We start from the raw sequence: 22,834 nt of genomic DNA, 5'->3' as shown, positions 1-22,834 counted from the left end.
ACTTGAAAATGGTTTTCTTGACAGACATCAGAAAACATGATAGGATAGTCAAGTCTATCAATCAAACAGAAGGCTCATAAAGAGCCATTGAGAGAAGGCTATTTGACAACTCAAGTAGCCTTTTCTTATTTGAAAAACAAAATTGGAGTTTAACTATGTCAGAAAAATCGCAATGGGGCTCGAAACTTGGCTTTATCCTAGCATCTGCTGGTTCAGCCATCGGACTTGGAGCCGTTTGGAAGTTTCCCTACATGACTGCTGCTAATGGCGGTGGAGGTTTTTTACTGGTCTTTCTCATTTCTACCATTTTAATCGGTTTTCCACTCTTGTTGGCTGAGTTTGCACTTGGCCGAAGCGCAGGTGTCTCTGGGATTAAAACCTTTGGCAAGCTTGGAAACAATAAGAAGTACAACTTTATTGGTTGGATTGGTGCCTTCGCCCTTTTCATCCTTCTCTCATTCTATAGTGTTATTGGGGGGTGGATTCTGGTATACCTTGGTATCGAATTTGGCGGATTATTTCATCTTGTTGAAAATGGAGATTATGCCCAGCAATTCTCTTCCATCATTTCTAATCCTACTATTGCCCTAGGAGCCCAAGCAGCCTTTATCTTCTTGAATATTTTCATCGTATCACACGGTGTTCAAAAAGGGATTGAAAGAGCTTCTAAAGTCATGATGCCACTTCTTTTTATCATCTTTGTCATTATTATTGGCCGCTCTCTCAGCTTGCCAAATGCTATGGAAGGAGTCCTTTACTTCCTCAAACCTGACTTTTCAAAATTGACAAGTGCTGGAGTCCTCTATGCTCTAGGACAATCTTTCTTTGCCCTTTCACTTGGAGTTACAGCCATGCTGACCTATGCTTCCTACCTAGACAAGAAAACCAATCTAGTCCAATCAGGAATTTCCATCGTAGCTTTGAACATCTCGGTATCCATCATGGCAGGACTAGCCATTTTCCCTGCTATGTCAGCCTTCAACATCCAATCTGAAGGTGGACCAAGCCTCCTCTTCATCGTTTTACCACAACTCTTTGACAAGATGCCCTTTGGAACCATTTTTTACATCCTTTTCCTCTTGCTCTTCCTCTTTGCGACAGTCACTTCTTCCGTCGTTATGCTGGAAATCAATGTGGGCAATATCACCAACCAGGACAACAGCAAGCGGGCTAAGTGGAGTGCCATTTTAGGGATTTTGACCTTTGTTTTTGGAATTCCTTCAGCCCTATCTTACGGTGTTATGGCGGATGTTCGCATTTTTGGTAAAACCTTCTTTGACGCTATGGATTTCTTGGTTTCCAATCTCCTCATGCCATTCGGCGCCCTCTGCTTGTCTCTCTTTACAGGTTATATTTTTGAAAAAACACTGGCTATGAAGGAACTGCATCTTGATAAAATACCATGGAAACAAAGTCTTTTCCAAGTCTGGCTCTTCCTTCTTCGTTATATCATTCCAATTATCATCATCGTGGTCTTTATCGCCCAATTTATGTAAATACAAAAAAGGAGGCTGGGAAAAAAGTCCTAGCCTCTTAATTGTCTTTGGATTGTCGTTCAAGACGCAGTGGTTGAGTGGGCTCTACTACGCTTATTTCATCAGCTTTTACAGCCCTACTCAACTTTGCGGAGGTGGGACTACGAAATCGAATTCTAACGAATTACTGATTTCTGTCCCACTCTCTTTTCTTTTTATGGATGACTAACAATCAATTCCAAATCTTGTCCCTCTATTGTCCAAGCTTCAACATCGCTTGGCAAGATAAAGTGGCTCCCTTTTTGGATTGGATATTCTTTTCCGTCTACAGTCAGTTTCCCTTGGCCAGCCAAGACGCTCAACAAGCTATAATCAGCTGTCTTCTCAAATTCAACTTTTCCTGTGATTTCCCACTTGTAAACAGCAAAAAAATCATTTGAGACAAGTAAAGTCGAACGCAAATCATCTGCTTTGACAGTTACTGGACGGCTGTTAGCAGGCTCACCAATATTCAAAACATCGATTGATTTTTCAAGGTGAAGCTCACGCAAGTTGCCATTATCATCCTTGCGGTCAAAGTCATAAACACGGTAGGTTGTATCACTAGACTGTTGCGTCTCAAGAATCAAGATACCTGCTCCAATAGCGTGCATGGTCCCACTTGGTACATAAAAGAAATCTCCAGCCTTGACAGGGACTTTGGTCAGCAAAGCATCCCAGTTTTTATCTTCGATTTGTTGGCGGAGTTCTTCTTTTGATTTAGCATTGTGACCGTAAATAATCTCTGAACCTTCATCAGCTGCGATGATATACCAGCATTCTGTTTTACCAAGTTCCCCTTCGTGCTCTAATCCATAAGCATCATCTGGGTGAACTTGAACACTGAGCCAGTCGTTGGCATCGAGAATCTTGGTCAAAAGTGGAAATACGGGTTCTGGACGGTTGCCAAACAACTCACGGTGTTCTGCATACAATGTAGCTAGGTCTGTTCCTTCATAACGGCCATTGGCTACTTTAGAAACACCATTTGGGTGAGCTGAGATAGCCCAGTATTCTCCGATTTTTTCACTCGGGATGTCGTAGCCAAACTCATCACGAAGTTTAGTTCCACCCCAGATTTTTTCTTGCATTACAGAATGTAAAAATAATGGTTCTGACATATCGATCTCCTGTCTGATTTTTCTCCCCTCATTATAGCAAAAAAAGAGTTCCAATTGAACTCTTTTTCCTATCTTATAAAGTAGGGAGAAGATTTTATAAAAATAGTGAAGAAATCCCCTCTTATGCTATAACTATTGTTGGCAATCAAACTCTACTATGCCCTTATTTCATACGATAAAAATCAATGACTAGACCAGCAGGGCCTTCAACTAACAAGGATTCTGTTCCCCAATCGGTCACAACTGGACCATGTAAAATCTCAATCCCTAATTCTTTCAAACGCTTTTGATGCTGTTCGAAATCTTCAACTTCAATGTGTAGGATGATTCCTGACTGAAAATTTTCCAAAGGAATCAAATGATTTTGGGATAACATGAGACAGTGACTGCCAATCGTGAACTGAGCAAAAGCATCATCACTATAATCAGCCTTTTTATCCAAGATATGCTCCAATTCAGAACAGACTTGGGGAACATTTGAAACAATAATATCTAATTGATTTAAATTCATTTACTCTCCTCTAAAAAAGACCGGATTGCTCCGATCTTTTCAAGTACCACTCTGTGAAAATCAAAGAATGAACTCTACAAGTCTCAAATTTGATTTTCAACAAGAGGTATTATTTAATTGCGCGTGATTGCAACCCTTCTTCTTCCAAGAAGAGGCGGAATGGTACGAGTTCTTCTGCTTCGTATTTTTCCTTGAAGGCTTTGATTGCTTCTTCTGAGTGTTGTTTTGGATCCAACTCAAGTACTTCTACTGGAAGTGGACGGTGTGGGGTGATGTGAGCATCGATCACAACAGTCTTACCTTCTTTGTTCAATTTAACAGCTTCTGCAACGACTGCATCGATGTCTTCGATACGGTCTACTGTAAATCCAACAGCACCTTGCGCTTCAGCGATTTTCGCATAGTCAGCATTAGGGAAGTCACAACCAAACAAGTGTTTGTTTGTGTCTTCGTATTTGTCCTTGATGAAGGCATATTTACCATTTGAGAAGACAACGTTGATAACTGGAAGGTCGTATTGAACGTTTGTGATAACGTCTGGGTAGCACATGTTGAATGCACCGTCACCCATGATGTTCCATACTTGGCGATCTGGATTGTCTTTCTTAGCAGCGATACCTCCAGGAAGGGCAATACCCATTGTCGCAAAGAGTGGAGATGTACGCCACATGTTCTTAGGTGTCATGTGAAGGTGACGAGTAGATGTTTGAGTAGTGTCACCTACGTCGATTGAGTAGATAGCGTCTTGATCAGCATATTTGTTAATAGCATTGTAGACTTGGTACAATTGTAACTCACCCTCAGTTTTACCTTCGAGTTTGTTCATGTAATCACGCCAGTTTTGGTTGTTCTTAACGTTTGCACGCCACCATGGAGTAGACTCAACTGGGTTTACTTTGTCAAGGATAGCTTTGGCTGCTTGACCTGCATCACCAAGGATAGACGCGTCAAGAGCATGGCGTTTACCGAGTTTGTAAGGGTCGATATCGACTTGGATGAATTTTTCAGTGTTCTTGAATGCTTCGTAAACTTCAGCAAATGGGAAGTTTGAACCAAGGAAAAGAACAGTGTCTGCTTCAAAGACAACTTCGTTGGCTGGTTTCCAACCAACACGGTAAGCAGAACCTGTCAAACCTTCGTAGTTCCATTCGAAAGCTTCAAAGTTTTTACCAGTTGTGATGATTGGTGCTTTGATTTTACGTGACAATTCAGTGATTACTTCACCAGCCTTAACACCACCGTAACCAGCATAGATAACTGGACGTTCAGCATTGTTCAAGATTTCAACAGCTTTGTCGATTTCAACTTCGTTCAAAGCAGGAGCGATGAATGAACGCTCGTAAGAACCTGAACCGTAGTATGAGTTTTCGTCGATTTCTTGGAAACCAAAGTTTACTGGAATTTCAACGACAGCTGGACCTTTTTTAGAAACGGCAGCACGGCAAGCTTCGTCAATGACTTTTGGCAATTGTTCTGCGTAAGCTACACGTTTGTTGTAAACAGCGACACCGTTGTACATTGGGTTTTGGTTAAGCTCTTGGAAGGCATCCATGTTCAATTCGTTAACTGGACGTGATCCAAGGATAGCAAGGAATGGAGTGTTATCCATAGCTGCATCGTAAACACCGTTGATCAAGTGAGTCGCACCTGGTCCACCTGAACCAACTGCAACACCGATAGATCCGCCAAATTTAGCTTGCATAACCGCTGCAAGAGCACCTGTTTCTTCGTGGCGAACTTGCAAGAAACGGATATCTTTGTCTTCAGCCAAAGCGTCCATAAGTGAGCTGAGTGTTCCTGATGGGATACCGTAGATAGTGTCTACGCCCCATGTTTTCAATACGTTGAGCATTGCTGCAGATGCAGTAATTTTCCCTTGAGTCATAATGATAACTCTCCTTAAAAATAATTTCATATATTTACAAAAAACGCTTTTATATAGTAATTGAAAACGATTCTGTAAATTTACAATCCTAATTTATCACATTTGATTTTAAATTTCTAAGTATATGCTCATAATACTCCATTCTCTATTACAGTACAGTTTGAAAGCGTTTTGAAAATCTGTTTTAGAATAGCAAAAAAAGCGGTTAAAACCGCCTTTTTAATCGACTTTAGTAAAATTAAGCATGAGAGAGCTGATCAGAACAGAGACTGAACTAAAGGCCATGGCCAATCCTGCAAGTTCTGGATTAAGTACCAAACCAAGACCAGAAAACACTCCTGCTGCAATCGGAATACCAATGAGGTTATAGATAGAAGCCCAGAAAAGATTGAGTAGAATACGATTGAAGGTCTTCTTACTCATATCAAAAGCACGTGCCAATCCTAGTAAATTGTTGGTTGTAAGAACAAGATCTGCTGATTCAATGGCAATATCTGTCCCAGAGCCCATGGCAATTCCGACATCCGCTACACTGAGGGCCGGCGCATCATTGATACCATCTCCAACAAAGGCCAATTTGCCATTCTTTTGAAGCTTGTGAATTTCATGAGCCTTTTCCTCAGGCAAGACATTTGCAATCACTTCTTCTATTCCAATTTGCTCTGCAACAGCATGCGCTACTCCAGCATTATCTCCAGTAAGCATGACCGTTCTAAGACCACGTTTTTTCAATTTAGCAATAGCTTCTCGAGCATTTTCCTTAGGGACATCCTGCAAGGCAATTAAGCCTTTTAACTGACCATCTACGGATAGGAAGACAACTGTTTTTGCTTCTTTCTCAAGTAAATCAAATCGTTCTTGATAATCATGTGGAATAGCAAGGTCAGCTAAGAGCTTAGCATTCCCCAGCAAGACTTGTTTACCATTAATAATCCCAGTCACACCTTTTCCATGCAAGGCTTGGAAGTTTTCCACTGGGTAAAGGCTAAGTCCTAGCTCAGACGAACGATTAACAATAGCTTGAGCTAGCGGGTGTTGAGATACATCTTCCAGTGAAGCAGCCAAACTTAGCACTTCTCTTTCATCACCAATAACATCTGTCACTACTGGCTTCCCTTCGGTCAAGGTTCCTGTCTTATCAAAAACAATGGTTTGGACTTTTTGGATTTCCTGTAGAACTGTACCATTTTTGAGAAGAATCCCCATCTTGGCACTTCGTCCTGTTCCAACCATGAGTGCTGTCGGTGTCGCGAGTCCTAGTGCACAAGGACAGGCAATAATCAAAACAGCAACTCCGTAGAGAAGTGACGTCACAAAGCTTTCTCCTAGGAAAACAAACCAGATCCAAAAAGTAAGAAGTCCTAAAATGACAACTGCTGGTACAAAAATCCCAGAAATCTTGTCTGTCAAATCTTGAATAGGAGCACGACTCGTTTGCGCTTTTTTCACAAAGTCCACAATCTGAGCCAACATAGTCTCAGAGCTCACTTTTTCGGCTCTAAAAATGATCGTACCACTATTATTGATGGTTGAACCAATGACAGCATCTCCAACTGATTTATCGACTGGAATACTTTCCCCAGTCACCATTGATTCATCAATACTCGTTTCACCTTCTAACACAGTCCCATCAACGGCAATTTTTTCACCTGGTCGAACGCGAATTAGATCCCCAACTTTGACTTGTTCTAGTGGGATTTGAACATAAACATCATCACGCAAAACCTCTGCTGTTTTTGCTTGTAGGTCTAATAATTTTTCGACTGCCTGCGAAGTATTTTTTCGCATTTTTTCCTCAAAAACTGCTCCCAAAAGAATGAAGAAGAGGATAAATGCAGCACTTTCAAAGTAAACGGGCAGACCAGTGAAGAGGGCAACTAAGCTATAGAAATAGGCCACTAGGGTTCCCAGAGCAACCAAGGTATCCATGTTGGAATTATGCTTTTTAAAACTAGCCCAGGCGCTTCTGATATATGGAACTCCAGCTACCAGCATAATGGGTGTTGTGGCTAAAAAGGTGCCCCAACGCATAACCGGGTGGCTGATACTGCCAGTCAGCATACCAAGCATGAGGAGGACTAATGGTAGGGTAAAAATGCTGGTAATCCAAAAACGTTGTAAAAGGCTGAGAGATTTTTTAGTTTTTTCAACAACGGTATAGGTCCCCTTTTGCATCTTCATGCCGCATGAAAATTCATGCTCGCCCAAGTCTTGAGGCGTAAAGCGAATGACTTTTTCCTCATCTTGAGCAATCGGTTCTAAAATCCCTTCTTCTTCGAAGAGAATTTCTTTATAACAGTTTGATGGTGTCACACGATGAAAGGTGATCTCAGCAGGAACTCCTTTTTGGAGTTGAATATGGGCTGGATAATAGCCTTTTTCTGCCGTGATACGGATTTTTTGAACACCATTTTCAATACTTGCTTTTACAATTTCGGTCATATCTTTCTCCTATTCTACAATCATCTTACCGTGCATCATGTTCATGCCACAAGAGAAACCATACTCACCTGCTTCTTCAGGAGTGATTTCTACCACATATTGGTCTCCCATAGGCAGATCTGCATGCACTCCAAAGTCTGGAAAAACGATTTGGTCCAAGCAAGGTGAAGGATCTTTTCGATCGAAAATAATGCGAGCAGGTTGCGATTTTTTAAGGATAATGGTTTCTGGAGTATATCCTCCCATGACCTCCACTCGAATCTCCTGATAGCCGTTTTTTTGCTGAGCTTTCTTAGCATCTTCTTGCGGTTTTTTGAAAAACCAAAAGAGGATAAAAGCGATCATTCCTAGAACAATAATAGATACAAATAAATTTAACATAACGTCTCCTTTACATACAATTACATCTTACTTCTGCCACAGCACTTGCTTTTTTCTTTGAAATCACTTCTTCCAAGCCTTCCAAATCAGCTAGGGTAAAATCACATTCTTTGATTAAATCGGCAAGTAAGTGCTTAATCCTTCGAGAACAAAGCTTATCTTTGATATCCTGGACCATTAACCCTCTACTATCATCTAGAGTTAAAAGGGCCGAATAGACAAAGAACTTGCCCTGCTTTTCCCGAGTCAAACATTCTTTCTCCACCAAACGTGCCAAGAGTGTCTGGATCGTGGATTTGGACCAACTGAACCTTTTCTCTAATACTTTTATGAGATCAGTACTAGTCTGTTCTCCCTGCATCCAGATAATCTTCATGACCTGCCATTCTGCGTCAGAAATCTGCATTGCTATCCCTCCAAAATCTACATTTGTCAATTATAAAAATAAGTATACTCTTAAAATCTACATTTGTCAACTATGAAATAAATCTTTTCTTTGAAAAATAGAATTTTAACCATTTGGTAACGGATTTGCAGTCAAATTTTACTATATAAACTATAAAAATATGCTATACTGAAGAAAAAAGAAAACAACCACTAGGGGTGCGTAAAGCTGAGATTAACGACTGTTAGATCCCTTTGACTCAATCTAGGTAATGCTAGCTGATGGAAGTGGAAATGATAATGAGGACTACTTGTCTTCTATTGCTTTCCTCAAACAGACTAGCTTGTTCTTAAGAATACAAACTTCAGTTGGTTGGGAGGTTTAAGATGACTTATTTACCCGTTGCTCTAACCATTGCAGGGACTGACCCTAGTGGCGGTGCTGGCATTATGGCTGATTTAAAGTCATTCCAAGCTAGAGATGTCTATGGAATGGCCGTTGTAACCAGTCTTGTCGCTCAAAATACCAGAGGCGTTCAATTAATCGAGCACGTCTCCAACAAAATGCTGGAAGCTCAATTGGAAAGTGTCTTTTCGGATATCAATACTCAGGCTGTAAAAACAGGGATGTTGGCAACTACTGAGATCATGGAGATCATCCAACCCTATCTTAAAAAGCTGGACTGTCCCTATGTGCTTGACCCTGTTATGGTCGCTACGAGTGGGGACATCCTGATTGATTCTAGTGCCAGAGACTACCTAAAAACAAATCTGCTTCCTCTTGCAAGCATTATCACGCCCAATCTTCCTGAGGCAGAAGAGATTGTTGGTTTTTCGATTCATGATCCAGAAGACATGCAGCGTGCTGGTCGCCTGATTATAAAAGAATTTGGTCCTCAGTCCGTTGTTATCAAAGGTGGCCATCTTGAAGGTGGTGCCAAGGATTTCCTCTTTACCAAGGAGGAGCAATTTGTCTGGGAAAGTCCAAGAATTCAAACTTGTCACACCCATGGTACTGGATGTACCTTTGCTGCTGTGATTACGGCTGAACTAGCCAAGGGCAAAAGTCTTTACCAGGCAGTTGATAAGGCCAAGGCCTTTATCACAAAAGCCATCCAAGACGCTCCTCAACTCGGTCATGGTTCTGGCCCAGTCAACCATACAAGTTTTAAAGATTAAGAAAAAAACTCTCTAGTTCCTACTTTAAGGGAATTAGAGAGTTTTTGATTAGGAAATCATGTCATCCAGCTTTGTTAAAAAGGCTTGCGTTTTTGCCTCAATATCTTCTGCCTGCATCAAATCACGTACTACAGCTACTCCAGCTATACCCGTGCCGATAAGTTGGTCAATATTCTCTGACGTCAAGCCTCCGATAGCAACTACTGGAATGGCGACCGTTTTGCAAATTGTTTTCAAGGTTGAAATCAGTGTGATGGGTGCATTTTCTTTAGTCGTAGTCGGGAAAATTGCTCCTGTTCCCAAGTAATCCGCACCCGATGTTTCTGCTTCGAGGGCTCTTTTAACCGTTTTAGCAGTGACACCGAGGATTTTTTCAGGACCCAAGACTTTGCGTGCAACCGAAACTGGTAGTTCATCGTCGCCAATATGCAAACCTGCAGCATCGACTGCTAGACAGATATCCAAGCGATCATCGATAATTAAGGGTACTTGGTAGGCATCTGTTATTTCCTTGACTTGTTTTGCCAGTTGATAGTATTGATTGGTAGTGAGGTTTTTTTCTCGCAGTTGGATGATGGTAACACCTGAACGGCAGGCCGTCTCAACTTTTTCAAGAAAGCTTCCTAAGGAATCTTGGTAGCGGTTGGTTACTAAATACAGTCTAAGTGCTTCTCTATTCATAAAAATCTCCTTTGATGGCTTCTAGCCAATTTTCGTCTCTTTTTAGGAGAGAGAGTTGATTGAGAACTTGGTAACGAAAATCTTCCAATCCCATTCCTTGAACAAGAATTCTCTCAGCAGCGATATTAAGATAAGAGACCGCTAGGCAAGAAGCTTCAAAGGCGGTCTTTCCTTGGCTGAGAAAAACGGCTGTCAAGGCACCAACCAGGTCTCCTGTCCCTGTTATCCAGTCCAATTCGTCACAGCCATTTCCCAATATTGCAACCTGGTTCTCCGAAACGATGAGGTCCTTGGGTCCAGTGACTAAGAATGACATACCAGGATGGGTCTGACACCAGTCTTTCAAAACTTGAAGCAAATCCTTAGTTTCTTGATCTTTAGCACTAGCATCAACTCCAACTCCGTGGTGCTTTAAACCAACAAGACTTCGGATTTCCGACATATTTCCTTTAAGGACTGTGGGCTTGTATTCTAAAAGATCTCTGACTAGTCCCTTACGAATGGGTGACGCTGATACACCAACCGCATCTACTACCATTGGGAGAGAAGCTTGGTTTGCATAAGTAGTTGCCGTACGGATTGCTTTCTCCTTATCAGCTGACAAATGCCCCAAATTGATGAAGAGAGCCTGGCTTTGCTTAGTAAAATCAAGAACCTCACGAGGATCATCTGCCATGACTGGTTTGCATCCCAGAGCCAAAATGCCATTAGCCAGCATCTCACAAGAAATCTCATTGGTAATACAGTGAATCAAGGAACTGGTTGCCAGAGGGAAAGGATTTGTCAATTTCTGCATCAGTCTAACCTTTCTCCAAAGAAATATCCCTGCACTTTTTTAAAGAATTCCTGTTTGATCAAAAATCGAAAGGCGAGGAAAGCTATGGCTGTACCGATCAAGGTTGCTCCGAAAAATCTCGGAGTATAGATAAACCAGCTGAGCTTGGCCGCAGATCCAGTAAAGAGAACCATGACAGGATAGGAAACAATAGAACCGATAACCCCTGTTCCCAAGATTTCTCCTAGGGCAGAATAGTGAAATTTTCGACCGTACTTATAAAAGAGACCTGCAAGGAGGGCTCCAAAAGTAGCTCCTGTTAGGGCCAAAGGGGGAATGCCTTGAGTAGACATACGGATAAAGGCTGTGACTGTAGCCATGACCAAGGAATAAGCAGGTCCCATTAAGATCCCTGCAAGAATGTTGACCACACTAGACATCGGTGCCATCCCTTCAATTCGAAAGATGGGTGTCAGAACAACATCAAGGGCAATCATCATGGATAAAACGGTTAATTTGTGAACTTGAAGTCGGTGGTTTCTCATTTTCTATTTCTTCTCTTTTTCTAAGGAATGCAAATCACTCGTCCATGTTTGGTGTTGGTAAGCCATGTCCCAAAACTTGGCTTCCATGTGGACACTTCTGTGGAAGGCCTCTAGCATTTTTTGTTTGTCCGTCTCGTTGCTTTCTCTATAGAGCTGATTGACCAGCGCTTCTTCCTCTTTAATCTGCTGTTCTAACTCATCGGTGATATAGGTTTCAATCCACTGTTGATAAAGAGGATTCGGTGATGGTTTACGATTAAGTGCCTTGCCCAAATCATGGTATAACCAAGGACATGGGAGCAAACTAGCAAAAGCAATGCCCAAGTTTGGCTCTGCAAACTGTCGATAAATATGAGAAATGTAATGATAACAGGTTGGAGCGATTGGATGTTGCTCCATTTCCTGGTCACTGATTCCTAATTCCTTGAAAAATTGTTGGCGGATAAATAATTCACCCTCCACTAGACTCTGAGCATTTTGTTTCAAGAGTCTTTTCATCTCCTCGTTTGAAGTCTTATCAGCCAAGAGGTGATAGGCTTCTGAAAAAGACTTCAGGTAATAAGCATCCTGAATTAAATAATAGCGGAAAATAGAAGGTTCTAACGTTCCCTCTTGTAACTGTAAAACAAAGGGATGCTGAAAAGAAGCCTGCCAAGCTTCCTTGGATAATTCCATCGCAATATCTGTAAATTCCATAATAACTCCTTTATAGAAATAAACTGGTTTGAAGCAATAAAAAGAAAAGTAGGTAGACTAATTTTGTCCTTTGAGAAATATAAAAAGTCCGATAGCTATTCTCCAACTGTGCATGTTCGTCATATCCGTGCGCAGATAGAGCTCTCAGGTAAAGATGGCACCACCTAAAAACCGTCATCAGAACCTTACTGTAAATCAAGGGAGACCAAACATGCAGTTCTTGACCACGTAATAGGCAAGCTTCTTTGAGGGACTTGATTTCCTGTTGAATGAGGGGAAAGGCATTGAATACCACAATTAAGGCATAGGCCCAAGAACGCGATAACCCCTTTTGAGCCAAGTACAAGAGAAGCTCTTTTAGGGAAATACTAGAAACAAAGACAAGACCGATACAAACCGTCACAAAGGCCCTCGTTCCAAGCATCACTGCCTGCGAAGCATCCCCATGTAACTGTACTGCCCAATAGTTAGTCAAGGAGGGCAAAATGGCAAGCACAATCATCCAAGCCAATACTTTAAATCGACGGTAATAGAATAAAAAGAGTATGCAAAATGCGACTACCGAAAGATTAAGAGCAATCGAGGGAATGAAGGATGTTTCCAAGGATAAAATTAGAAAGAAGAGGCTGATAACTGGTGTCTTGGTTGCTACTTTGACCATACTACCTCACCTCCCCTAGAGTATCATTGTTTAGAGATGGGAGAGGTTTGCTGATAGTCACTTCTTGAAGGTGGCTGAGACCCTCACTAGTCATCTCGATCCAATAATCGACCACAGAGATCAAGGGATCTAAACGATGGCTAATGATCAGAAAACTTCTTCCTTGATTTCTCTCCTCCACAATCCACTGACAAAAATAATGGCAAGCTCTATCATCCAAACCTGCAAAAGGTTCATCTAGCAAGATCACAGAGGCCTTACTAGTCAAGATAGTCAAGAGCTGAAGAATCTTTTGCTGGCCACCACTTAATTGATAGGGACTCTTATCAAGCGCCTGCTCCAAACTAAAATATCGTAAAGCTTGGAGAATCCGCTGATTTCTTTCAGAGTCTGAGCTATCTAATTGCAGTTCTTCTCGCAGACTGACTCGGATAAACTGCTTCTCAGCCTCCTGAACAACACCCGTCAGGTCACGATACAAACTCTTTTTCCTTTTCAGGACTACCCCCTTCCAAGTAATACGCCCCTTATACTTCTGAAATTGAAGAATGGAGCGAAAGAGGGTTGATTTCCCGACACCATTGTCACCCAAGATACAGGAAATTCCTTGGTAAAATGTAAAATCCGCAATTGAAAAGAGGGGGCGATTTTCCAGCTCACAAGTCATACGGTCCATATGAAACAGTTCTGGGCTAGAAGCAACTTCCTTTGAAGCAACCTCTGTCATCTCAGAGCAAGGAATTTGAAACACTTCCCTTAGTTGGCCGTCTCTTAGCTCCACCATATGGTCGATATAGGCTTCATAGTCCGTTAAATCATGGTCGCACAGGATGACTGTCTTCCCATTAGAGGACAACTCTTTTAGAATCTCCAATATCTCTAGCCTACTCTTTCGATCAATGGAAGCGAAGGGCTCATCCAAGAGATAGACCCTAGGATTCATGGCAAAGAGAACAGCCAGCGCAGCTTTTTGCTTTTCCCCACCTGATAAGTGATGGATGGGACGGTGCAAGATTGGCTCGCAACGACATTGCCGAACAACCTCTGCTATTTTAGAATCAATTTCCTGAACAGGATGGCCGATATTCTCCAAGGTAAAAACCAGCTCCTCAAACAAGTTCTCCATGGTAAATTGATGATTGGGATTTTGAAAGAGAATCCCAACTGTCTGGACACGTTCGACGATAGAAAGCTGACTGACCTCGCTCCTATCTATCAGAACTTGACCACTATAGGGAAGAGAACTGACTTGGGCAATGACTTGAAAGAGGCTGGATTTTCCTGAACCACTTCTCCCGACTAACAAGGTAAAAGCTTGCGCATGAAAAGTAAAATCAATCGGCTCCGAAAAGATTGGGGATTGAATCCCTCTTAATTCCAGCCCCATCTATGCCTTTCCTCCAGCTGCAAACTGATGATAGAGTTTGACAATGGCACGAACCAAGATGGTACAGAAGAAAAAGACGGAAATAAAACGCACCACCAGCAAGGAAAGGACAAAAGGAAGGGAGAAGGCATAGTAACCTAATTTAATGTATTCATAGACAAAGCTAAAAAGGGTAATCCCAATACTATTAGCAGTTAGAGAGAGCCAACTTTCATAACGATTCTTGGTCACAAGAAAGCCAAATTCACTTCCCAACCCTTGAACCAAGCCGGACAAAAGAGCGCCTAGACCGAATTGGCTACCATAAAGGACTTCAGCAAGCGCAGCTAGCACTTCTCCAATCGTTGCACTTCCGACTCTTGGAACAAAGATGGCAGCAATGGGCGCAGCCATACACCAGAGACCAAAGAGGATTTCATTGGCAAAAGCCTGTAAACCAAGAGGCGCTAAAATCAGTGTAAGGATATCAAATAGATAGCCGGATCCCACAAAAACGCCACCAAAAAAGATAGACAAGAAAGCAAGCAAGATAACATCTTTTAACTGCCATTTTTTCAACATAAAAAACTCCTTTTTTAAAGAAAAGTGGGGCATTCAAGGAGAGCTACCGAAAGGCTTGCCGTCAAGCCTATCCTCTTTTGATAAACAAAAAAACTCCAATTACAAACGAGAATTAGAGTTTAGCTTACAAGATTAGACAGTTCTTTTCGACATACGAAAAAAACCTTTTCACATTTCCCTTCGCCAGTATTAACTGTATCAGGTTCAATGGGTATCATCTCAGCCTAAAGCACCCCAAATGTCTTTATTATTTTATTACTGAACCAGTATAACAGAATTTGAAAGCCCTAGCAAGATATTTGACTGGAAATATATTTATATAGTTTGTTTGTTAATTCTTTTAATCTACATAAAAGTATTGAATCTGTCCTATAATTCATAACCAATATCAAAAAAGGCTAATTCTAAAGCAACTGCTTGATCCCAGCGTTGCTGAAGTTCTGTCAAATCTTCTCGACCTTCCCCGACACGATTGAGTTCGTCAACCAGAAATTGAACCCACTCTGCAAAGAAAGGACCTCTGTGGAGATTGATCCATTCAAAATGAATATAGGCTTCAGGTAGAGGCAAATCTTTAGAACCCCAATCTAAATAGAGACCTTCTGCAATGACCAGCATGACCAAAAGATGAGCATAGTCTGATGAAGCCACAGCAGAATACATTAGCTCCTGAAAGGCTTTTGTCACAGGGTGCAAGGTCACTTCTAGATAGTCATTCTCTGCTACTTTTAACTCTTTGAAAGCCTTTTGGAAATAGCCGTCTTCATCTGCTTCAAGAAAGCCTAGTTGCTTGGCAAAACGAAGTTTGGATTCAAGCTGGTCTGCGTGAGCTACACAAGCTCCCAGCATGGATAAGAAGGCATCAAAGAAATGATAATCTTGAATCAGGTAGTCTTTTAAGACCTTATTCTCAATTGTCCCTGCAAAAAGTTCCTTAACAAAACGATGATTGATTGCAGACTGCCAATCCTTCTGACTGCTTTTTAATAATTCTCCAACAGTCAAACCTGGCTGAAATGCATAGTCTTGTGTTTCCATATTTATTTTTCCTCTCTTTACTCCTTAGTAATCAATAAAATATCAAGAAATACCAATCAAAATCGTAATTCCACTTGATACTTTTAAAGAATATCGAGGGTATTTGCGGAGAGCTACCAAAGACTTGCCGTCAAGCCTATCCTCTTTTGATAAACAAAAAAACTCCAATTACAAACGAGAATTAGAGTTTACCTTACAAGATTAGACAGTTTCCTTCAACATACGAAAAAAACCTTTTCACATTTCCCTTCGCCAGTCTTAACTGTATCAGGTTCAATGGGTATCATCTCAGCTTAAAGCACCCCAAATGTCTTTATTATTTTATTACTGGACCAGTATAACAGAAATTGAAAGTCCTAGCAAGATATTTGATTGGGAAATATATTTATATAGTTTCTGATAACGATTTAATCTTTCTATACACGAATAAAAACCTCCACATCAAGTGGAGGCAATCTGTTTTATCAATACAATTTTAAGTCACGAGGATCAACTGGGAAGGTTGGATTGTATGGATTATGACGGAGTTTGAAGTGTTTGACATCCTCAATAGTCTGAGTTCCAGATAATTGCATGACTGTCTTCAATTCTGCATTCAAGTGTTCAAAGACTTGACGCACACCAACACTACCACCAAGGGCCAAACCATAGATAACAGGGCGGCCAATAGCTACCAAGTCTGCTCCTGAAGCCAAGGCTTTAAAGACGTGCTGACCACGACGAACACCAGAATCAAAAACGATTGGCACACGATTATTCACTGCTTCAGCCACTTCTTGAAGTGAGTCAAAAGCAGCCGGTCCACCATCAATTTGTCGACCACCGTGGTTGGTTACCCAAATACCTGAAGCCCCTGCATCCAATGAGCGTTCAACGTCTTCACGGCATTGTGGACCTTTGACATAAACAGGAAGTCCTGAGTATTCTGCGATAAACTCTACATCTCGTGGAGATAGGCGTTGTTTGGCTGATTTATAGACATAGTCCATTGACTTACCAGCACCTTGAGGTAGGTATTCTTCTACGATAGGCATGCCAACGGGGAAGACAAAACCATTGCGCTTGTCGACCTCACGGTTACCTCCTACTGTCGCATCGGCAGTCAAGACAATAGCCTTATAACCTTCTGCCTTGACGCGATCCATAATGTGACGGTTAATGCCATCATCTTTACTAAAGTAGAATTGGAACCAATGAGGTGTACCTTGAAGGGCTTGAGAAATTTCTGGCAGGTCAACTGTTGAGTAGGAGCTAGTTGTATAGAGTGAACCGAACTCGTGTACTCCACGCGCAGTCGCAACTTCTCCTTGCTCGTTAGCTAGTTTATGGGCTGCAACAGGTGCCATAATAATTGGTGAAGATAGTTTTTCACCATCAAATTCAATCTCTGTGCTTGGGTTTTCCACATCACATAAGGTCCGAGGAACAATGAGTTTGTGGTTAAAAGCTCGGATATTCTCTCTCAAAGTAAAAGTGTCCTCTGCTCCACTAGCGATATAACCAAAGGCAGCTTTAGGAATAACTTGTTGGGCCATAGGCTCCAAATCATAGGTATTTATAAAATCTACAGGTCCTTCTGCATTGCTTGTTTTATATGACATAAAATTTCCTCCTATTTGAGTAAGCGCTTTCCTTTTTCTTTACACATGCATCTTAACTCTTTTTCATAGAATTTTCAAAAAATCTGTCTGGGAATTTCAAACTGATTACCTGGACCTTTCAAAAAAATCAGGTAATCCTTGTGACTACCTGATTTTCTATGTTTTAAGCATTTTGCCAATTCTCTTGGTCTTCTTTAAAGCGTTTGAGGAGAGCAAGTCCTTCTGGTGTGATGTAGCCTTCATCTTGGGCTAGGTGAATGAGCTCACTGTAGTTTGAAAGAGTCACTAGTTTGACACCAGCATCCGCAAAGTTCTTATCTGCTTTTGGTAATTGATAGCTGAAGATAGCCACAACTCCAAGAACATCCGCTCCTTCACGTTTGGCAGCAGCTACGGCCTCAAGAACCGAACCACCAGTTGAAATGAGGTCTTCCACAACAACCATCTTTTGACCTTGGGCTACACGGCCTTCAATTTGGTTTCCAGCACCATGATCTTTTGGTTTGCTACGAATATAAGCAAATGGCAGATTCATCTTATCAGCGATGATGGCACCGTGTGGGATACCTGCTGTCGCTGTCCCTGCAATCACTTCTACCTCAGGGAATTCTACCTTGATGGCTTCTACAAAACCATTCTCAATCAAAGTACGTGTCTCTGGGTATGCAAGCGTTACACGGTTGTCTGTATAAATCGGTGACTTAATGCCTGATGCCCAAGTAAAAGGTTCTTCTGGTTTGAGGTAAACGGCTTGAATTTTCAATAGATGGCTAGCAATGTCTTTAGCAAGTGTCATGGGATTCTCCTTTGTATTTTTAAATGGTTTCTTATTTCCAGTCTCGTGTCCACTCATCCTTGATAGCATGATAAGCTGCTACTGGATCAGTGGCCTGAGTGATTGGTCTTCCAACTACGATATAGTCACTACCAATTTGATAGGCATCTGCTGGTGTCATGACCCGTTTTTGGTCTCCAACAGCGGATCCAGCTGGTCGAATGCCTGGTGTCAGACAGATAAAGTCTTGGCTAGTAGCTTCTTTGATAAGTTTCACTTCCTGAGCTGAGCAAACCACACCATCTAAACCGGCTTCAGCAGTTTTCTTAGCATAATGAATAACAGATTCTTGAAGACTGGTTTGGATATTTTGAAAGTCTCTCATTTGCTCCTCAGACGTTGAAGTCAACTGGGTAACAGCAATCAATTTTGCTTGATCCCCAAGACCTTCACGCGCAGCTTTCATCATCTCTACGCCACCTGCTGCATGAACATTGGTCATGTCAACTCCCAAATTAGACAAGACCTTCATGGCTGATTTGACCGTATTGGGAATATCATGGAGCTTGAGATCTAGAAAGACACTATGTCCCAAGCCTTTCAAATAACGGACAACTTCAGGACCTTCGGCATAGTAGAGCTCCATTCCAACTTTAACATAGAGCTTTTCCTCTGCTGGAAATAGGGCTAAAAATTCCTTGACTGCCTCAAAATTTGGAAAATCAAGAGCAATAACCGGACGAGATTCGCGCATACTTTTCTCCTTTTACCTTTGTGAGCTAGAGAGCATGAAAAAAGGAACCTGCCCACAGCAAGGTTCCACGAAAAATGGGTAGAATACACCCTTTCACCGTCTAACCTTGGCTGCCTCTCTGGACTGCTTTAAAGGTTTTTTACTATTCTATTATTTAAAGTGGGTCTTGTCAAGTAAAAACAAGTAACTGAGTTCGTCAACAAGGGGAGCAAGCATCGAACTAAGTAAAATCATTTGAAGCTTAGTGACTCTGTGTCGTTTGAGTGGTTTGTGTCGTTTGACCCTGACTTCCTTGTTGCTCCGTTTGTTTTTTCTTCTCTTCTTCCTGTTTTTTCTTTTCCTCTTCCTTGGCTTTGATTCTTTCGTCATCCAGAGCCTTATCCACTAGACTATAGCTATAGATACCAACCTCCATGTCAATACCACTAGGCACTGTTAACTGCGGTTTTATCTTACTATAGTAGGGTAATTTCTTCCCTAGCTCTGATAAGGGCACCAAAATTTCATCTGTATCATACATGGTAATCTTTAAAAGATCACTGGTTACTTTACTTGGTGCCAATTCAATCTTCTCAATCTCTTGCTTAATTTCTGGGCTAACATCATTTAACTGAGAAATCAAGCTTTTGATCTGTTCCTCATCGTTAAATAAAACAGATATATATTTCTCAGGTAAATTATCCGCATTAACAGCTGTTGATTCAACGCTTCCACTAGATAAGATTGGATAATGGCTATCTCCAGAAACAGAGTAGGCTACAATTTCAAATTCTTTCACTTCAATAGTGAAGTGAACTGGGAATTGATACGTGATCTTAGCAGATTCAATCCAGTGATTCGATTTGACCTTGTCAGCATACTTATCTTTATTCAAGAACAAGCTAATCGTATAATCACTGTCACGAATGCCAGAAGCTTCTTTGACCTTGTCAGCACTTGTCTGAACCGTCCCTGTAACTTCAATATGTTTCATAGTGGCCAGAGGGCTTAGAAGATAAATAGACAAAAAAAAGATGATAAAGCTAGGAACGAGTATCGTAACCGCTCTCCAGATATGTATTGAAGGAATGGGAGGTTTAGGAGCCTTATTCTTGGCTTTTACCTTTTTTTCCTTCTTAGGCTCTGTGTCAACCTTTTCATCCTCTACCTGTTCCGGATTCTCCAAGTCTTCTTGAGGAGTCTTCGTTTCCTCTACATCCTCCTCTTGATTTGGAGTCTCATCACTTGAGATCGAATCCTTCTCTTCCGTTTCATCAGATTCTTCATCCACTTTTTCAGAACTCGTAGAGTTCTCTTCCGTTCTTTTGCTCAAATACTCGTGGTTTTGTTTTTGCCATTCTGACAATTCCTGATCACTCTCAGAAGACTCCGATACTTGTTCTTCTTTTTCACGAACTTCTTCTTCAGCGCGTTTTGCTTCTTCTTCAGCTTTCTTTTGAAGATATTCTTGATTTCGTTTTTGCCACTCTGACAATTCCTTGCCTTGAGTTGGCTCTTGTTTCTTATCCTTTGACATCAATTTTCCTTATGATAAATCTTTTTTGAGTAGCTCATAAAAATCTGCCACAGATTTTAATTCCTGAGAACCCTTCATCGTGTTTTGGTAAATCTCTTTATTGGTCAAGAGTTGATTTACTTTTTCTTCTAAAGTTGACAAAGTCAAATCACTCTCTTGCACCTCCTCCGCATAGCCTTTCTTCACAAAATAGGTTGCATTTTCAATCTGGTCTCCACGACTGGCTTCGCGGCCCAGTGGCACAATAACGTGCAATTTAGCCATAGCAAGGAGTTCAAAGATGGTATTAGCACCACCACGAGTGATGACCACATCAGCCATATTCATGAGAGGTTGATAGAGTTCCGTCACATAATCAACTCGATAAAGATTCGTACTTAATTCATTTAAACTAGCATCACCTGTCAGATTGATGATATTGTAGCGACTAGTTAACTCTTCCTTGTGATCTGTAACTAATTGGTTAAAGACACGCGCCCCAGCAGAACCTCCGACGAAAAGAAGAGTTGGTAACTTGTCGTTGAAAGAAGTTCGGATATCCATCATTTCTTCAGGTTCTTCCATAACTGGACCAGAAACCTTGGTCACAGCTCCTACATGTTCTACCTTAGTGAGACTAGACGCTTGCTCGAAAGTAGAGTACATCTTAGTCGCAAACTTATAGGCAATTTTATTGGCCAAGCCCATGGAGAGGTCAGACTCGTGGATAAAGACTGGTACTCTGCATAGTCGCGCTGCGATAACAGGCGGAACAGATACAAATCCACCCTTAGAAAAGAGGGCTTGGGGACGAATTCGAAGCATGATAAAAAGCGATTGTAGAATTCCAAAAGCAACCTTAAAGACGTCAACCATATTTTGCCATGAGAAATAACGACGCAATTTCCCTGTTGCAATCGAATGGAAGGTAACATCTAAACCTGATTTGAGAATTTCATGATGCTCAATCCCATGTTTATCACCAATATAGTGGACTTCCCAGCCATCTTCGATGAACTTGGGCATTAACAAAAGGTTGAGGGTGACGTGTCCAACCGTTCCCCCACCTGTAAAGACTATTTTTTTCATATTATCCCTTTAACTCCGCCACAGTGTTGATGAAAAGATCTCCACGCACTTCAAAGTTGGCATACATATCCCAACTTGCGTTAGCAGGACTGAGGAGAACGACATCCCCCTCTTCTGCAAGTTCATAGGCCTTGCGAGTTGCATCAGCAATATCTGTCGCATCGACATAAGCAACACCAGCCTTATCCGCCGCACGTTTCACACGCCCTGCAGACTGACCAAGGATGACCATTTTCTTAAGTCCAGTAATGTCTGGTACCAATTCGTCAAACTCATTGCCACGGTCTAAACCACCTGCAATCAAGATAACCTTGCTATTGTCAAATCCAGACAAGGCTTTTTGAGTTGCCAAGATATTGGTCGACTTGCTATCGTTGTAGAATTTTACTCCATTGATTTGGTCTACAAATTGGAGACGGTGCTTAACACCACCAAAGGCTGACAAGATTTCTTTGATGGTTTCATTGTCAACACCACGAAGTTTAGCAACGGCAATAGTTGCAAGAGCATTTTCCACATTGTGGCTACCTGGAACACCAATCTCATCAGCTGCCATGACCTTTTCACCACGGAAGTAGAGAAGACCATCTTCAAGATAGGCTCCGTCAACCTTTTCAAGTGTTGAGAATGGAACTACAGTCGCATTTGTCTTTGTCGCAAGGTCCTTAGCTAATTCTTGATTAAAGTTCAAAACTAGATAATCTGACTCTGTCATATTGTTCTGAATATTCCACTTAGCCTCCACATAGGACTCAAAAGAACCATGATAGTCAATATGAGATGGAATCAAGTTGGTAATGACAGCAATCTCTGGATGGAATTCTCGGATTCCCATCAATTGGAAAGAAGAAAGTTCCATAACAAGGGTATCCTTATTAGTTGCTGTTTGAGCAACTTGACTAGCAGGATAACCGATATTTCCAGACAAAAGTCCATTTTGCCCCGCAGCAGTCAGAACTTCTCCAATCATAGTTGTAGTCGTAGTCTTACCATTAGAACCTGTAATACCGATAATTGGTGCTTCTGAGATCAAGTAAGCTAGCTCAACCTCTGTCAATACTGGAATGCCTTTTTCTAGGGCTTTTTCAATCATAGGATTGCTATAAGGAATTCCTGGATTTTTTACCATGAGGGCAAAATCTTCATCTAACAATTCCAAAGGATGTCCACCAGTGACAACCTTGATACCTTCTTCCAAAAGGCTTTGAGCTGCTGGATTTTCCTCAAAAGGCTTGCCATCATTAACCGTAACGATAGCACCTAGCTTGTCCAAAAGACGAGCTGCCGACTCACCAGATTTGGCTAAACCAAGGACTAATACTTTCTTATTTTCAAATTGATCAATTCGTTTCATATCTA

Annotated in this window: 22 protein-coding genes and 3 riboswitches; of the genes, 2 read left to right on the top strand and 20 right to left on the bottom strand. The window is 41.4% G+C overall.

Translation table 11 applies throughout. The features are described from left to right. The first annotated feature begins 155 nt into the window (after positions 1–155). Positions 156–1,496: a sodium-dependent transporter gene (locus tag NGI26_RS01735; protein WP_251935238.1), complete on the top strand. Its 1,341-nt coding sequence runs from the start codon at positions 156–158 to the stop codon at positions 1,494–1,496. A 194-nt stretch (positions 1,497–1,690) separates the two neighbouring features. Here the strand turns inward: NGI26_RS01735 and manA are convergent, their stop codons facing one another. The 6 genes from manA to NGI26_RS01705 form a co-directional block, all read right to left on the bottom strand. Next, positions 1,691–2,635: a mannose-6-phosphate isomerase, class I gene (gene manA, locus NGI26_RS01730; RefSeq protein ID WP_251935237.1), complete on the bottom strand. Its 945-nt coding sequence runs from the start codon at positions 2,633–2,635 to the stop codon at positions 1,691–1,693. A gap of 163 nt (positions 2,636–2,798) precedes the next feature. Next, positions 2,799–3,146: a VOC family protein gene (locus NGI26_RS01725; RefSeq protein ID WP_251935236.1), complete on the bottom strand. Its 348-nt coding sequence runs from the start codon at positions 3,144–3,146 to the stop codon at positions 2,799–2,801. Positions 3,147–3,255: 109 nt separating this feature from the next. Further along, positions 3,256–5,031, bottom strand: a complete 1,776-nt coding sequence (gene spxB / locus NGI26_RS01720; protein ID WP_251935235.1) for a pyruvate oxidase — start codon at positions 5,029–5,031, stop codon at positions 3,256–3,258. Between the two features lie 219 nt (positions 5,032–5,250). Next, positions 5,251–7,473 carry a heavy metal translocating P-type ATPase gene (locus NGI26_RS01715; protein WP_251935234.1) on the bottom strand — a complete coding sequence of 741 codons (2,223 nt, stop codon included), beginning with the start codon at positions 7,471–7,473 and terminating at the stop codon, positions 5,251–5,253. A gap of 9 nt (positions 7,474–7,482) precedes the next feature. Then, entirely contained in the window at positions 7,483–7,854 is a 372-nt protein-coding gene (locus NGI26_RS01710; protein ID WP_251935233.1) for a cupredoxin domain-containing protein, read from the bottom strand. A 10-nt stretch (positions 7,855–7,864) separates the two neighbouring features. Next, complete coding sequence (locus NGI26_RS01705; RefSeq protein WP_251935232.1) at positions 7,865–8,260, bottom strand: CopY/TcrY family copper transport repressor; 396 nt, start codon at positions 8,258–8,260, stop codon at positions 7,865–7,867. Between the two features lie 183 nt (positions 8,261–8,443). After that, a riboswitch (TPP riboswitch) is annotated at positions 8,444–8,542 on the top strand. A gap of 83 nt (positions 8,543–8,625) precedes the next feature. Here NGI26_RS01705 and thiD point away from each other — a divergent pair. Then, entirely contained in the window at positions 8,626–9,417 is a 792-nt protein-coding gene (gene thiD / locus NGI26_RS01700) for a bifunctional hydroxymethylpyrimidine kinase/phosphomethylpyrimidine kinase (protein ID WP_251935230.1), read from the top strand. Positions 9,418–9,465: 48 nt separating this feature from the next. Here the strand turns inward: thiD and thiE are convergent, their stop codons facing one another. From thiE to murD, 14 genes are all read right to left on the bottom strand, one after another. Further along, positions 9,466–10,098 carry a thiamine phosphate synthase gene (gene thiE / locus NGI26_RS01695; protein ID WP_251935228.1) on the bottom strand — a complete coding sequence of 211 codons (633 nt, stop codon included), beginning with the start codon at positions 10,096–10,098 and terminating at the stop codon, positions 9,466–9,468. Beyond that, on the bottom strand, positions 10,091–10,894 hold the full coding sequence (gene thiM, locus NGI26_RS01690; RefSeq protein WP_251935227.1) for a hydroxyethylthiazole kinase: 804 nt from the start codon (positions 10,892–10,894) through the stop codon (positions 10,091–10,093). Before thiM ends, thiE begins: the two co-directional genes overlap by 8 nt. Next, positions 10,894–11,418: an energy coupling factor transporter S component ThiW gene (gene thiW, locus NGI26_RS01685; protein ID WP_251935226.1), complete on the bottom strand. Its 525-nt coding sequence runs from the start codon at positions 11,416–11,418 to the stop codon at positions 10,894–10,896. The genes thiM and thiW overlap by 1 nt, the downstream gene beginning before the upstream one ends. A 3-nt stretch (positions 11,419–11,421) precedes the next feature. Then, complete coding sequence (gene tenA, locus NGI26_RS01680) at positions 11,422–12,114, bottom strand: thiaminase II (protein WP_251935224.1); 693 nt, start codon at positions 12,112–12,114, stop codon at positions 11,422–11,424. A 10-nt stretch (positions 12,115–12,124) separates the two neighbouring features. Beyond that, on the bottom strand, positions 12,125–12,775 hold the full coding sequence (locus NGI26_RS01675; protein WP_251935223.1) for an energy-coupling factor transporter transmembrane component T: 651 nt from the start codon (positions 12,773–12,775) through the stop codon (positions 12,125–12,127). A 1-nt stretch (position 12,776) separates the two neighbouring features. Further along, entirely contained in the window at positions 12,777–14,162 is a 1,386-nt protein-coding gene (locus tag NGI26_RS01670; RefSeq protein WP_251935221.1) for an ATP-binding cassette domain-containing protein, read from the bottom strand. Beyond that, positions 14,163–14,723, bottom strand: a complete 561-nt coding sequence (locus NGI26_RS01665) for an ECF transporter S component (protein ID WP_000915272.1) — start codon at positions 14,721–14,723, stop codon at positions 14,163–14,165. A gap of 158 nt (positions 14,724–14,881) precedes the next feature. Next, positions 14,882–14,970, bottom strand: a riboswitch (TPP riboswitch). A 122-nt stretch (positions 14,971–15,092) separates the two neighbouring features. Further along, complete coding sequence (locus NGI26_RS01660; RefSeq protein ID WP_251935219.1) at positions 15,093–15,761, bottom strand: TenA family protein; 669 nt, start codon at positions 15,759–15,761, stop codon at positions 15,093–15,095. A 227-nt stretch (positions 15,762–15,988) separates the two neighbouring features. Then, a riboswitch (TPP riboswitch) is annotated at positions 15,989–16,077 on the bottom strand. Between the two features lie 148 nt (positions 16,078–16,225). Continuing rightward, complete coding sequence (lctO, locus tag NGI26_RS01655; protein ID WP_251935216.1) at positions 16,226–17,362, bottom strand: L-lactate oxidase; 1,137 nt, start codon at positions 17,360–17,362, stop codon at positions 16,226–16,228. Between the two features lie 163 nt (positions 17,363–17,525). Beyond that, positions 17,526–18,158, bottom strand: coding sequence for an orotate phosphoribosyltransferase (gene pyrE, locus NGI26_RS01650; RefSeq protein ID WP_251935211.1), 633 nt, complete (start codon positions 18,156–18,158; stop codon positions 17,526–17,528). Between the two features lie 31 nt (positions 18,159–18,189). Then, on the bottom strand, positions 18,190–18,891 hold the full coding sequence (pyrF, locus tag NGI26_RS01645; protein ID WP_251935209.1) for an orotidine-5'-phosphate decarboxylase: 702 nt from the start codon (positions 18,889–18,891) through the stop codon (positions 18,190–18,192). 241 nt (positions 18,892–19,132) lie between these two features. Further along, on the bottom strand, positions 19,133–20,407 hold the full coding sequence (locus NGI26_RS01640) for a cell division protein FtsQ/DivIB (protein WP_251935206.1): 1,275 nt from the start codon (positions 20,405–20,407) through the stop codon (positions 19,133–19,135). Between the two features lie 9 nt (positions 20,408–20,416). Continuing rightward, on the bottom strand, positions 20,417–21,475 hold the full coding sequence (locus tag NGI26_RS01635) for a UDP-N-acetylglucosamine--N-acetylmuramyl-(pentapeptide) pyrophosphoryl-undecaprenol N-acetylglucosamine transferase (RefSeq protein ID WP_251935203.1): 1,059 nt from the start codon (positions 21,473–21,475) through the stop codon (positions 20,417–20,419). A gap of 1 nt (position 21,476) precedes the next feature. After that, positions 21,477–22,829, bottom strand: coding sequence for a UDP-N-acetylmuramoyl-L-alanine--D-glutamate ligase (murD, locus tag NGI26_RS01630; RefSeq protein WP_251935201.1), 1,353 nt, complete (start codon positions 22,827–22,829; stop codon positions 21,477–21,479). Positions 22,830–22,834: the final 5 nt, after the last annotated feature.

Origin of the sequence: Streptococcus sp. Marseille-Q0941, assembly GCF_943736975.1 — a bacterium.
Classification (GTDB): Bacteria; Bacillota; Bacilli; order Lactobacillales; family Streptococcaceae; genus Streptococcus.
The sequence above is the reverse complement of the archived record's forward strand: the minus strand, read 5'-3'. Positions and strand labels throughout refer to the sequence as shown.